The sequence below is a fragment of the Streptococcus dentasini genome, assembly GCF_053206945.1.
In genome coordinates this window covers 45,898-59,873 of the sequence record NZ_JBRUHS010000013.1, presented here as the reverse complement: position 1 = coordinate 59,873, position 13,976 = coordinate 45,898, and the positions used below count along the sequence as shown (strand labels likewise).

13 protein-coding genes and 1 rRNA gene are annotated in these 13,976 nt (G+C 39.0%); all 14 read right to left on the bottom strand.

Annotation, left to right across the window (positions count from 1 at the left end; translation table 11 throughout):
- Window positions 1-69: ribosomal RNA gene (locus tag ACVR1G_RS09445) — 16S ribosomal RNA — on the bottom strand; the annotation flags it as partial.
- Window positions 70-357: 288 nt separating this feature from the next.
- On the bottom strand, window positions 358-1,755 hold the full coding sequence (locus ACVR1G_RS09440; RefSeq protein ID WP_447452927.1) for an amino acid permease: 1,398 nt from the start codon (window positions 1,753-1,755) through the stop codon (window positions 358-360).
- A gap of 244 nt (window positions 1,756-1,999) precedes the next feature.
- On the bottom strand, window positions 2,000-3,997 hold the full coding sequence (gene ftsH / locus ACVR1G_RS09435; protein ID WP_447452926.1) for an ATP-dependent zinc metalloprotease FtsH: 1,998 nt from the start codon (window positions 3,995-3,997) through the stop codon (window positions 2,000-2,002).
- A gap of 22 nt (window positions 3,998-4,019) precedes the next feature.
- Window positions 4,020-4,568: a hypoxanthine phosphoribosyltransferase gene (gene hpt / locus ACVR1G_RS09430; RefSeq protein ID WP_447452925.1), complete on the bottom strand. Its 549-nt coding sequence runs from the start codon at window positions 4,566-4,568 to the stop codon at window positions 4,020-4,022.
- The gene (gene tilS, locus ACVR1G_RS09425; protein WP_447452924.1) at window positions 4,565-5,833 is read right to left on the bottom strand and encodes a tRNA lysidine(34) synthetase TilS; all 1,269 of its coding nucleotides are present in this window, start codon (window positions 5,831-5,833) and stop codon (window positions 4,565-4,567) included. The genes hpt and tilS overlap by 4 nt, the downstream gene beginning before the upstream one ends.
- Complete coding sequence (locus ACVR1G_RS09420) at window positions 5,830-7,152, bottom strand: serine hydrolase (RefSeq protein ID WP_447452923.1); 1,323 nt, start codon at window positions 7,150-7,152, stop codon at window positions 5,830-5,832. The genes tilS and ACVR1G_RS09420 overlap by 4 nt, the downstream gene beginning before the upstream one ends.
- Window positions 7,142-7,255, bottom strand: coding sequence for an SP_0009 family protein (locus tag ACVR1G_RS09415; protein ID WP_447452922.1), 114 nt, complete (start codon window positions 7,253-7,255; stop codon window positions 7,142-7,144). The genes ACVR1G_RS09420 and ACVR1G_RS09415 overlap by 11 nt, the downstream gene beginning before the upstream one ends.
- Before the next feature lie 9 nt (window positions 7,256-7,264).
- A complete protein-coding gene (locus ACVR1G_RS09410; protein ID WP_447452921.1) occupies window positions 7,265-7,639 on the bottom strand; it encodes an FtsB family cell division protein in 375 nt (124 codons plus the stop codon).
- Window positions 7,626-7,898, bottom strand: coding sequence for an RNA-binding S4 domain-containing protein (locus ACVR1G_RS09405; RefSeq protein WP_447452920.1), 273 nt, complete (start codon window positions 7,896-7,898; stop codon window positions 7,626-7,628). The genes ACVR1G_RS09410 and ACVR1G_RS09405 overlap by 14 nt, the downstream gene beginning before the upstream one ends.
- Window positions 7,899-8,731: 833 nt before the next feature.
- On the bottom strand, window positions 8,732-9,169 hold the full coding sequence (locus tag ACVR1G_RS09400; protein ID WP_447452919.1) for a GNAT family N-acetyltransferase: 438 nt from the start codon (window positions 9,167-9,169) through the stop codon (window positions 8,732-8,734).
- Between the two features lie 29 nt (window positions 9,170-9,198).
- Complete coding sequence (locus tag ACVR1G_RS09395; RefSeq protein WP_447452918.1) at window positions 9,199-9,567, bottom strand: hypothetical protein; 369 nt, start codon at window positions 9,565-9,567, stop codon at window positions 9,199-9,201.
- Between the two features lie 114 nt (window positions 9,568-9,681).
- Window positions 9,682-9,771, bottom strand: a complete 90-nt coding sequence (locus tag ACVR1G_RS09390; protein WP_447452917.1) for a helix-turn-helix domain-containing protein — start codon at window positions 9,769-9,771, stop codon at window positions 9,682-9,684.
- A gap of 118 nt (window positions 9,772-9,889) precedes the next feature.
- Window positions 9,890-13,411 (bottom strand): transcription-repair coupling factor, encoded by a 3,522-nt coding sequence (gene mfd, locus ACVR1G_RS09385; protein WP_447452916.1) that lies wholly within the window; start codon window positions 13,409-13,411, stop codon window positions 9,890-9,892.
- A complete protein-coding gene (pth, locus tag ACVR1G_RS09380; protein ID WP_447452915.1) occupies window positions 13,404-13,973 on the bottom strand; it encodes an aminoacyl-tRNA hydrolase in 570 nt (189 codons plus the stop codon). The genes mfd and pth overlap by 8 nt, the downstream gene beginning before the upstream one ends.
- Window positions 13,974-13,976 lie beyond the last annotated feature (3 nt).

Here is a 13,976-nt window from a genome sequence, read left to right as displayed (position 1 = left end):
GCGTTCTACTTGCATGTATTAGGCACGCCGCCAGCGTTCGTCCTGAGCCAGGATCAAACTCTCATTAATGCTAGTTCGTCCGGCTAAGCACTTCTGGCTTATCCGTTTATTGTTTCTTGACAGGTTAGTTCCTTAACCCGCACGCTTGGTTTCTTGTCTATTCAGTTCTCAAAGGTCTTGAACTGTCCCCTCTCGAAAACAGCTCCTTTATTCTATCAAACCCCTACCCCTTTGTCAATACTTTTTGCGACCTTTTTTCTTTTTATTAAGTTTTTTTCAAATTTTAAATTTAGAAAAAATCTAGGTAGATAATATTATGAATATGCGCATAAAAAAACTGAGAACAAACCCCAGTTTTTATCGTTTTGTAGAAATAGCTGAATTTTTATAACCGTATGAAAAATAAATTAGTATACCTAGCACGATGGCTACAATAAAAGCAACCCACGTTACCTTTTGAAACTGGCTCATTAGCGAGAGACAGATAACAATAGAAAGTGCTGGTAGCACTGGAACCAAGGGGGTTTTAAATTGCCCTTTTCCTGGTTTCCCTTTGTCTTTTCGAAGTTTTATAAGTGCTACAGATAAAACGATTAGATAGGCTAGCGTGCAGATGTTTACAAATTCTGCTAAATTAGCCAGTGGAATAATCCCTGTAAAAATGATAGCAAAAACCCCGACTAGTAAAGTGGCATTCGCAGGAATTTTAGAACGAGGAGAGATGCGGCTAAAATTATTTGGCAGCAAGCCATCCCGGCTGATACTATAAACTGTCCGCGACAAGGCATAAGTCATCGAAATACAGACTGTTATCAGGGTAAGTATCGCCACAGTTGAAACATAATTAGCTGCCCAATTTAGGCCAACATGCCTGAGAGCAAAAGCAACTGCATCATCAACACCTAACTTAGTATAATGAACAATACCAGTTAAAACAAGTGTTACAACAACATAAAGGACTGTCACAGAAATTAGCGATAAGGCAATTCCTCTTGGTACCGTTTTTTGTGGCTCTTTTGTTTCATCAACTGCCATTGATAGAGACTCAAAACCAAGGAAAGCAAAGAACATGATTGATGCACCAGCCATAATTCCCGTTTTACCTCCGTATAGTTGACCGAAACCAAACGGAGCAAAATTTCCCCAATTTTCAGCGTTCAAATGGAAGAGGCCAACAACAATGAACAAGGCCAAGGCTGAAAATTTTAAAATAACCAGGACACTATTAAAGCGAAGGGCTGTTTTTGAATTCATCAGTACCAGTGCTGTGACAGCAATCATGACCAGTATAGGTAACAAATCAATATAGTGTCCCTGACTTGGATCAAAAGTGCCATTTAAAGCCCTTGGTAATTCAATCTTATAACTAGCTAGAAGTCCTTTTAAGTAAGAACCCCATCCTGATGCAACACTAGAAATAGCAGTTAAAAACTCCATGATAATCATCCAGCCAACCATCCAGGCAGGGAACTCCCCTAAGGTAGCATAGACATAGCTATAAGCCCCGCCATTAGCTGGGATGCGTGAGGCAAACTCCGCAAAGAATAGCGCAGAAATTCCTACAGCAATCGCTGCAATAATGATGGAAATAACCAAGCTAGGTCCAGCGTAATTCGCAGCACTGATACCTGTTACTGTAAAAATACCAGTTCCAACCATAGAACCTAATCCCAAAAAGACTAAATCCATAACACGTAGACTACGTGCCATTTCTGTCTTTATGTGACGAGGATCTTTTTTCCGAAAAATGTTCACATATCTCTCCTTAGATTTTCTATAGTTGTAAGTTTATCATAGGGATAAATGAATGTAAATCCTTTTATCTGGCGATTTTATTTCAACTCTAACTTAGAGAGACAGGCAACTTCCAATAGTATCAATAAAAAGAGGAGTTAGGCAAATTGGCCTAGCTAACAAATATTGCTCCTAACCGTTGCGTCAACTTAGTGAATTTAGACAAATACAAAAGAGGCGGAATTTTGATTCCAGCCTCTCATTATTAATCAGCTTGATTTTCAGATTCAGTCATTTTTTCTTTTACTTCATCGTAAGATAAAGCATAGTTATCATTTTCAGAATCATCAAGAGTATCATCGGGCATCTTTCCTGTTTCATAAATTGACTTAATTTGAGCTGCATCAAGTGTTTCATACTTAAGCAGAGCTTCTGCAATCAATTTATGCGTCTCACGGTTAGAATTGATAACATCTGCTGCTTTGTTACGAGCTTCATTCAGAAGTTCGCGAACCTCATCATCAATGACCAAAGCAGTCTGACTGGAGTATGATTTATCCATTGGCATTTGGCCCGGATTCATAGCATGATTACCTTCATACTGAACAGGTCCAAGTTTATCACTCATCCCATATTCAGTAACCATAGCACGCGCCATAGCAGTAGCCTGTTCAAAGTCATTAGAAGCACCTGATGTTTGGACATTAAAGATGATTTCTTCTGCAACACGACCACCCATTAAACCAGCCAGTTGTTCTTTTAACTCATCCTTAGACAGAAGAGATTGATCTTCCTTAGGCAAGGAAATCATGTAACCACCAGCACGACCGCGTGGAACAATGGTAACTTTATGAACATCACGAGCACTTGAAAGTACCAAGCCAACTATAGTGTGACCCGCTTCATGGTAAGCCACAATTTGACGTTCTTTTTCCGAAACTTTTTTATCTTTTTTAGATGGGCCGGCAATAACACGGTCTTCCGCTTCATCAATATCACTGGCATCAATCTTAGTCTTATTACGACGAGCAGCCACTAGAGCAGCTTCGTTTAAAACATTTTCCAAATCAGCACCAACAAAGCCTGGGGTTTGCTGGGCAATAACCTTGAGGTCAACATCTTCCTTGAGCGGTTTATTTTTAGAATGAACCTTCAAAATAGCTTCACGTCCTTTAACATCAGGACGGCCAACCAAAACTTTACGGTCAAAACGACCGGGGCGAAGAAGAGCTGGATCAAGTACGTCACTGCGGTTTGTAGCAGCAATAACGATGATACTTTCATTTCCTTCAAACCCATCCATTTCAACCAAAAGCTGATTGAGGGTTTGTTCCCGTTCATCATTTCCGCCACCCATTCCGGCTCCACGACGACGGCCAACAGCATCGATTTCATCAATGAAAATCAAAGCTTTTTCAGCCTTTTTTGCATCTTCAAAGAGGGAACGAACACGACTAGCTCCAACACCGACAAACATTTCCACAAAATCAGAACCTGAGATGCTAAAGAAAGGAACACCAGCCTCACCAGCAACAGCCTTAGCTAAAAGCGTCTTACCAGTACCCGGAGGGCCTTCAAGAAGAACTCCGGTTGGAATACGTGCTCCTAAAGCACGGTATTTTTTTGGATTTTTTAGAAAATCTACAACTTCGACTAATTCCTGTTTTTCCTCCTCAGCTCCGGCAACATCAGAGAAACGAACTTTAATATCCCCCTGACTAGCAGCCTTAGCTTTATTACGACCAAAGCTCATAGCGCCTCTGGCACCACCACCGCCACCTTGATTCATCAGGAAATAAAAGAGCATTCCCATGATAACTAAAGGAACAAAGAGGCTAAAAACATAAGACAGAATCGTCCCACTAGAACTCTCTGGAATAACTTTTATCTTCGTATTAGAATCATTGGCCGCCTTCTCTAATTGGTTCAAAGACGAATCACTTGGTAGGATGATGGATGTAAACTTGGTAACAGAAGCAGACCCACTATTAAAGAAATTAAAATCAGCATTCCCATTTTCTGATGAACTCTTCTTTGCCTTAGCATAGTCACCCGTTACTTTAACAACACTGCCGCTCGGTTGATAAGTGACCGACTTAACATCACCATCTTTTATTTCCTTCACTAGGGTCGAATAACCAATTTCCTTGGTCTGACTAGAATCCCCCTTGAAATAAAAATTAAGAGCCGTAACTCCCACGATAATGAGAGTGAGGTAGACATAGGCATTTCTGACTAACCCATTTTTATTTTTATTATTCATTGACTAACAAAAAACTTTCTAATTACTCGTGTGTGTAAATTTCTTCTTTTAAGACACCAACATAAGGCAGATTACGATACTTTTCCGCATAATCTAAACCAAACCCAACAATAAACTCATTAGGAACATCGTAACAGATATAATCCGCTTCAATATCAACAACCCGTCCTTCAGGTTTATCAAACAGAGTTGCAATTTTTACGGAACTGGCCTTACGATACTTGAACATATCGCGTAGATAGAGGAGAGTACGTCCAGTGTCAATAATATCTTCAACAAAGATGACATCCCGACCCTCTATATTAGTATCAACATCTTTTAGGATCTTAACTTCGCCACTACTTTGTGTACCACCTTGATAGCTGGAAACAACCATAAAGTCAATCTCAATATGAGTATCAATATGCTTAATCAACTCAGCCATAAAGGGAACAGCGCCTTTTAATACTCCTACTAAAAGAGGATTTTTATCAGCATAATCTCGTGTCAACTGCTCACCAAGCTCTCTTGTTTTAGCAGTGATTTCCTGAGCAGAATACAGCACTTTTTCAATGTCATTATCCAGAGTCATAAGTCACCAGTTTCCTTAGTTTCTATACACAATTTGGCTCTTATTGTAACACATTGAGGCACTTTTCTCAAATATAAGTTTCCTCCAGCAAGGACAAAAATAATCTGCCCATCTTGTTCTGCTACGACTGCCGTTTGTCGATCCTTTATAGAAATTTTTTCATCAATAAAAAGGCGGCGCAGCTTCTTATGAAAATTCCCAAAATCCAGTTGATCGCCTGCCTGCCTAGGTCGTAAGGTAATTGGCGATAGACTGACCAGATCTACATCGCCAATCTGGCCAAATTTAAAGCAATTTTGACCAATACTGACGATATTGCCATATTCTAACACTTTAGCGGTAAAGCTGTTATCCGTCTCAGGACCGATTTTATCAATCCAAAATCTTTTATCCGCAACATGTAAATAAAAACCTGCTTTCAAATAATAGACACACGCTTGGGACTTTTGTAACTGTTTAAGAGTTTGATTAAATTGAGGTTTGCTCAACCTTAAATCAGAGAAATTAGCTAGATAATCTTGCAAAAGAAAATATTGTACAGCTTTTGTTTGCGCTCTAAAAACTTCCAAATTACCCTTTTTAAAATCAACCGTTAAATCCATCAAGGCTGTCAGCAATAAGTCGGTCTCTTCTCCCAAATCTCGAAGGTGTCGGGAGAAAGCAGGATTTTCCTGCGACAAATATGGTAAATATTCCCTACGAATTCTATTACGAAGGTAACAATTGCTGGCATTTGTTTCATCTTCAAAGTGAAAAATAGTAGGCAGTTCACTTTTTGAAATCGTTAAAAACGGACGAATCAGTTGACCGCCTGCAAAGGACTGTATGGCTGCCATTCCGCCTAAATGTCTGAGACGACTACCACGTAACAGGCGCATAAATATTGTTTCTGCCTGATCATCAGCATGATGAGCTGTCACTAAGGCTGTATAGCCCTTTTCCCGCATGAGGCGCTCAAAAAAATGGTACCTAAAATCACGTGCTGCTTTTTCAGAAAATCTTCCCGAAAAATAAGAGACAAAAAATGGAATATTCTGATGACTAGTCCACTCTTTTAAGTAAGCCTCTTCCTTATCTGATGATTCTCTTTGTTTATGGTTAACATGAGCTACCCCGATAGTAATGTCTAGGTCATCTTTATATTGATGTAAGAAATGGAGTAAATTCATTGAATCTACTCCACCTGAGACTGCCACTAAAACCTTTTTATGAGAGGTAAAATACCCTTTTTTCTGAATATCTTTGAAAATAGTTTGATAAATCATTTTAAAATCCTGTACACACCGTCAGCGATAGCTGTAATATCATCATAGGTAGCATTTTCTGTAAAAACAGATAAAACAAAGGGGGTATCACCATAAACAATAGCTACATCATGACGGTATTCGTAGGCATCACCAATTTTGTGAGCGACTTTTACAGGGATATTTTTAGAAATCCGCTGCTTATCAAAATCAGTCGAGGATAGATAATTTGTAATATCGCCATTTTGCTCATAGATAGCTGTCATCATTTTTCCAGCTATCTTGGCAGAAACCTTACGGTTTTCCATATTCCAATCAGTGCCAATAGCTGATTTTATTGTCTTTTGGAAGTCTTCATTATACTGATTAGCCACGTAGTAACCTAAAATATTTGTAGCGACATTGTCAGAATACTGGGTAACCTTTTGCTCCAAATCTTTGATACTGTAAGTTTTATTATCAGGAGTTTTACTGATAATTCCACTTCCTTCAGTCTTATAAGCACTCTTAAAATCATTAACTGCTGCATTATAAACTAGTTTCTTAGAGCTATCTATTTTCCCTTTATTCAACTGCTCTTGAACATAATAAAGCAGAGGTAATTTACTAACACTCGCCGAATACATGGTCTTATCTGCATTGATTTCGGCTGTTTTACCATTATCTAACTGCTCAACATAAATACTGTATTTATTGGGATTATTATACTTTTTCTTCAGGAAATCTTGAACAGCTTCTATTCGTTTATCTTTTTGGGAAACCAAAGCTTCATTGATCCACCCTTGTCCTTTAATAAATAAATAACTGCCATGATGGGTAAGGGCTCTTTCAGAGACTTGAATCTTACTGTAAGCTGTAACAGCCGAACGTTTAGATACCATCCCTGTTACATAGGGCTTTTCATAAATTGCTACCTCATTGCCCGTCCAATAGGACTTTTCCTTCCCTAAAGTTCTCTTAGCAAGGACCTTATCATCATAAAACTGACTGTAACTGGCCTTGGCATAAGTCCCGTTAGCAAACTGAAAAAGCGGGATTCCTTTAGAATTTGTAAATACTTTTTTTATCTTTATCTTAGAATCAGGATCAATCTTACCTGAAACCTTGGTCAGGTTACTATCAGCATAAGTTTTTACTGTTCGATAAACATTAGGATTAGCCGGAACTTTGGCAAAATAAAAGTAATCAAACTGCCGTTCTGAAACCTGATCAAACTGCTTCCAAGAGGAAGAAGAAACTTCTCTGTCTCCCTTAACAGTCCAGAAAGAAACCAAAAAAATCGGCAGTAAAACTATAAGGGCAAAAAAGATGATATTCTCATTGCCTGTCTTAATCCTCATGAGGCACCTCCTCTTTTAAGGATTGATTTTTCTGTCTGAGCTCTTCTAATTTTTCATCAGAATGAGCTAAAAATTTTTCAATAATTACAATCAAATTTTCCATATATACTAATTATTGAGGAACCAGCTCAGGAATAATAAAGGTGACCTCACCTGAATTAGAGTAATGATACTTTGCACGCGCATATTTTTCCACAAACTCATCGTCTTTTAGTCGGTCAGCTAATTTTTCTTCCTGAGTTGTTTCTGACTTGGTTTGCTTATAATCCTTTTTTAGCTGAACAATCTGAGCTTTCTTATCCTGCAAATCTCGATAACTTGAAACCAAATTATAGGTTGGCAAAATAAATAGCAAGATGACAAAAATCAAAGTCCACCCCATAAAACGGTGACGCTTACGCGTTTCTTCCTCTTCATAACGTTTAGTAAGGTTAGTAACCTTGATATAGTCATTATTCAGTTGAACGACCTTATCATTTTTCCCCATCAGCGTCTATCCTTTTTTCACTAATGATCTCATACATACTCTCTGCATCATCTTTTTTTGTACTGTCTTTCATCTCCAGAACGCGGACAGTTAACAACTTATTACCAAAACGGATTTCAATGTCATCATTAATTTTTAAATCCGTTGAAGATTTGGCCAGCACGCCATTAACCTTGATGCGACCCTTATCAGCCACCTCTTTAGCAACCGGCCGACGTTTGATAATACGTGATACTTTTAAGTACTTGTCTAATCTCATCCTACCAACTTCTTTCCTTTCTGAAGTCTATCCCTCTCATTTTACCATTTTTTGGCTATGCGTTCTAGAGAAACTACAAAATGTAGGAGAAAAGGGGGCGTGATCAGTCCAAAATTTTAAAATTTTAGCTCTCACCACGTCTTGGTTTTAAGGTGGTTACCTGAAACAGCCTTTCCCCAGATCGTTTTTGACACTTGCTTTGCAAGTTTTATTCCTGATTAAAAAGGTCTGGGGACAGACTGCCAAAGCCTGCCACCTAAAAACAGGAAACTGGCAGAGGACTGAGCCTTAAAATAAGAGAGCGAGGAAAATCAGAATCGTGATTTTATAACGATTTATTGATTTCTGTCCCACTCTCGACTTTATGTCTCCATAAATAAGCTTAATTCCTCAATTATCTGTTTAAGCAAATAAACTTTTCATATTTTTTAAAACTAACAGCAACATAATGATAACACATAATCATATTATGCAGGCGAATAAACTGACTTCTATACCAATAATCCAATCAGTTGCACTTGATTTTGCTGAGAGCCTCAGGAGGGACGATCCTGCTGACTACCCACCAGCATAACAGCAATTCTCAAATGGCGGAAATAAACGAAGGTAGTAAAATGTTAGAAATAAAATAGAAGGTAGGGCATATATGATGGTGATACTATCACTCACAAAATAATGCATCATAAGATTAAGTATAAAAACATGATAGGCAAACATCAATTTTGTAATCTTAACTTCATACGAATGGCTCCTTGCCCCACCATTTGAAAGAATAGATTGACAGGAAAGTAAAGTTAAAAGCTATCCTAGTCTCTGGTTGTTGTCAAACTACATTATATATTCCGACTATAAAAGACCAATCTTTCAACAGCTTTAAAGCCTGTTTTCTGATAAAAAACTTCCGCTGGTGTTTCGCGATCAGTCAATAAAACAAAGTTTTCAACACCTGAATCTGCCAATTCTTTCTTTAGTTCCTCTAACAGCCTTTTTCCAATTCCCTGCTGTCGAAAAGCCTTTTTAACCCCCATCTCGTTAATAAAAAATTCTCTTCCTGACCACCAATTTCTTATCGTTCCATAAACAAAACCAATAAACTCATCGTTTTCAATAGCTAAAATACCTAGAAACTTTGGCGTATGATAAAAGTCTGAAATATATTCTTTAGCACCCTCAAAGGTCCACTCATCGTACCAAGGTTCACCATTAAAAATATCTACAAAAGCTTGTGTACAGTCTTCCAAGTCTGCTTCCGTCATTAGTCTAAAAATCATATAAAATCCTTTCTAATTACGATTAACTACTATTTGAAAAATAATAGCGCTCCAATGGCTTGACCTAGGATAATTAAAACCCATATAGCCAGTAAAAGTCCTAACCCTTTTAAACTCTCTTGAAGGAATGTTCGCTTTACTTTTTCCTTCCCATTGATAAAATCTAGAATTTCTCCATAAGTTTTAAGATGATGTTTTTTTGATAGTGAAAAGATTTTATAGAGACAATAAAGTATCGGCAAAATGAAAATATTTCTGATGATCATGTCATTAGGTAAGATAGCAAAACGTCCTACATAAAAGCGCCCTATAGGTTCCAGTAATGAGTCTAAAAAGATGACTATTCCGGTAGTTATCAACCATCCCTTTAACTGTGATGAATCTACATGATGTTTCATAATCACGACATCTCCTTTAATTAGATTATCTAAGGAGATATCGAAAAAAGTAGCTATCAATAACAGTGAGTTGATATCTGGATAGGTTTTTCCTTGCTCCCAGTTAGAGATTGTTTAGCGCGAAACATAGAGTTTTTCCGCCAGTTCTTCCTGAGAGAGACCTTTTGCCTTCCGTAATTCAACCAAGCGATTGTGTAGCTCCATTTCGATCTTCTTATTAATTTCAGTCTAATCATTTCATCCTAACTTTACCATACAAATTCTTTGCTAGGCCAGCATTTTTTATGTCAAAAGGATTTGACACATTGATCTACCAAGTTTCTCATAATTTTTCTTTGGTTTGTTTTCCTTCTTTTATCTCTGTAAAAGCACGGCCAAAGACCATGAGCTCTTCTAGAATTTCGTAATCTTTTTTATGGCGTACATCAAAGACTACTTCGATTTTACCGTCGTGTTCCCCAATGCGAGCCTTGAGTTGGGTCTTGGACAGAGCTTCAAAATAGTCTTGAGTCAAGAAGAGCTGTCTAGTTGACTTTTCAAAACGAACCACAACATCCTGTTTCTTTTTCTCAACTAATTCAACAAAGACATTGTCCATATAGGATTTAAGAAGACCAATTTCAAGGAGGTAAGCGACCTGATCTGGATACTCACCAAAGCGATCAATCAATTCATCCTGCAAATCTTGGTAATCTTGCTGGGAGTTAAGCTCGCGAATCTGCTTGTAGATATCGATCTTTTGACGCTCATCGCTGATATAGTCAGCTGGTAGGTAGGCATCAATTTGTAGGTTAATCTCAGCGTTTCCTTTTTGACGGACTTGTGATCCCCCTTGCTTATGCTGGATGGCCTCTTCCAGCATTTGAGAATACAACTCAAAACCAACTGAGTCAATAAAACCACTCTGAGAGGCCCCCAGGATATTGCCAGCACCGCGAATGGAGAGGTCTCGCATAGCAATTTTAAAACCAGATCCTAACTCAGTAAAACCCTTAATCGCCTCTAAGCGTTTCTCAGAAGCTTCTGACAAGAGTTTATCTGGCTGATACATGAGATAAGCATAGGCAATACGATTGCTGCGTCCGACTCGGCCGCGTAGCTGATAAAGTGTGGAGAGACCCATACGATCTGCATTTTCGACAAAGAGAGTATTAACATTAGAGATATCAATACCGGTTTCAATAATTGTCGTTGCTACCAAAACATCATAGACACCATCAATAAAATCAAAGAGGGTATTTTCCAGCTGAATCTCACTCATCTGACCATGAACAAATCCAATACTAGCTTCTGGGACAATTTCTTGAAGTTCTGCTACTTTTTGTTCAATACTCTCAACACGATTATAAATATAGAAGCTCTGACCGCCGCGATCCATCTCGCGAATAATAGCTTCGCGAATCATACCTGGATTAGTCTCAAGTACATAGGTCTGAACAGGATAACGATTGGTCGGGGGTGTCTCAATAACGGAAAGGTCACGAATCCCCAACATAGACATATGGAGCGTTCGGGGAATAGGCGTTGCGCTCAAGGTCAAGACATCCGCCTTCGTTTTAAGTTCCTTAAGACGTTCCTTGTGCTTAACACCAAAACGCTGCTCCTCATCAATGACAATGAAGCCTAAATTTTTGAAAGTTAGGTCTTTTGAAAGAAGACGATGAGTCCCGATAATGATATCAATCTTACCGTCTGCAATCCGCTCAAGCGTCTCTGCCTGCTCTTTCTTCGTTTGGAAACGGCTGAGCACCCCAACCTCAACAGCAAAATTTTCAAAACGCTCCTTAAAATTGTTGAAATGCTGCTGGGCCAGAACTGTTGTTGGCACAAGAACGGCAACCTGCTTGCCATCATTGACCGCTTTAAAGGCTCCCCGCATAGCAACCTCTGTCTTACCAAAGCCAACATCCCCAACTAAGAGGCGATCCATAGGCTTGTTTGATTCCATATCTGCTTTGACTTCCTTGATAGATCTGAGCTGGTCGTCCGTTTCTGCATAAGAGAAATCCTCGTCAAACTCATGCTGATTCTCATCATCTGGTGAAAAAGCAAAGCCTTTGAGCTGGCTACGCTCAGCATAAAGTTTTAAGAGATCGTCAGCAATATCTTCAACCTGCTTAGAAACTCTGCTTTTAGCCTTTTGGAAACGGCCATCATTGAGCTTGTTGATTTTAGGCTCTTTACCATCACTGGCCATGTATTTCGACAAAAGTTCAATCTGCTCAACTGGAATCGAGATAGTATCCGCATTTTGATACTGAACGGTCAGGTAGTCGCGGTGAACACCAGAAATCTCAATAGTCTCAATCCCCATAAAGCGACCGATTCCGTGGGTATTGTGGACGACGTAATCCCCTTTTTCCAGCTCATTGTAGTCTTTAAGTCGCTCAGCATTACTAATATGCTGACGTCTAATACGGCGTTTGGGAGTCTTATGATAGATCTCTTTTTCTGTGATGAGAACTAGCTTTTCATCCGCAAAATAAAAACCACTGGTCAGATGGCCCGTAATCAGCTGAATCTGGCCTACTTGTAGATCATCCTCCGCCACGATAGGAATGTTTAACTCGTACTCAGATAGACTCTCCTGAAGTTTTTCCAATTTAGCCGCGTTATCAACTTGCAAGACAACAGTAGCACCAGATTTAGAGTAGCGCTTAATTTCATCAATCAAAAGAGGAATCTGGTTGAAGAATTCCTGCATGCTATACTGGATCAGATTGTAAATCTGATGAAAGCGGATATTGCCCAAACCCCTGTGGAAATTTGAAAAGAAAGTCGCTGGCTGATAATGACGCAGTGTCTGATAGGTATCTGCAAAATAAACCTGATTAGCCAGAGCCTTTTCCTGATGCAGACCCTCGGTTAGGTAGTTAGCAATCTCCATCTCTAGCTTAGCATGACGATCCGTCAGTTTTTGAAAATCATCAAAGAAGAGGGGAGTCCCCTTCGGAAGGTAGTCAAGCAAGGTATAGGTCTTGGCATAAAAGAATGACAGAAATTTCTTAAGATCCTCATGGCGATGGCCATCTGCTACTGTCGTGTAGAGTCCTTCCAAATAATCCTTAAGCCTCTTACTTTGTGACTTAGCTATAGCAGTATCAAAATGTTTCAATGCTCGCTCACGATTTTCCTGAGTCAATATAGCTTCATCAACTGGACTAAGGCGAACACAGTCCAAATTTGTCTGAGATACTTGGGTTTCAGGATCAAAAATTCGGATACCATCAATCTCGTCACCAAAGAATTCCAAGCGATAGGCAGTGTCTGTAGATCCATCATAGATATCCAAAATATCTCCACGATGGCTATATTCCCCTGGAGACAAAACTTGAGAAACGGACTTATAGCCAATGCTGGTCAGCTGCTTGACCAAATCAGATATCTGATACTCCTCACCCACCTCAAAATCTAGGACAAACCTAGCATAGTCTTTAGGATTTGGCAGTAAAATCTTACTGGCTAAAAGACTGATGACCAGAATTCCAGTGCTAGCTTCATCCAATAGAAAATTGAGACTTTCCACACGTGACAGAGATTTTTCTTGGGAGGCCACGATAAACTCTGCTCCGACAATATCATCTGCAAAGAACTGATAAACTTGGTCATCCCCGACCAAGCCTATCAAATCAGCAGCTAAGTTCTCAGCTTCATTTTGTGTAGCCGTAATAACGACCAGCTTACCTTGATTAGCCTTGAAGTTAGAAGCAATAGCCAAACTTTTAGTACTGCCAGATAAGCCCAAAACTAGCTGACGATCAATTAAACCAGTCTTATCTTGCCATTCTTGAATCTGTTTATTCTGCCCAAATAGGCTTATTAATGTTTTATCTCTATTATCCATTGTATTTTTGCATTGTTTGCTCAAAATCACGAGTTTCTAGATAGAAATTAAGGGCGTCTGCAACCTTATCCAAAGAAGCCTGCATAGTCGCATAGTCATCTTGGTCAAAATGACTGAGTACATGATTAACTACGGTCATCCCAGGCTTAGGGCGACCGATGCCAATCTTAATACGGTCAAATTCCTGAGAGCCAACATGCTTGATAATACTCTTAATACCATTGTGACCACCGGCAGATCCTTTCTGACGGAAACGAATCTTACCGACCATCATATCCAAATCATCATAAATAACTACCAGATCTTTAAGCGCAAGATTGTAATAGGTCATCAAAGCATGAACAGCCTGACCGCTTTCATTCATAAAGGTCAGGGGCTTAACAAAGTAAATTTTTTCTCCATTGATAAAGCTTGAGCCAACTGCTGCCTTAAAATTTTTCTCTTCTGAAAATGTAACGTTGAGATTTTCCACAAAGCGCTCAATAGCCATAAAACCAGCATTGTGACGCGTTTTATCGTATTTTGAACCAGGATTCCCCAGTCCCACAATTAATTTTGCCATAAT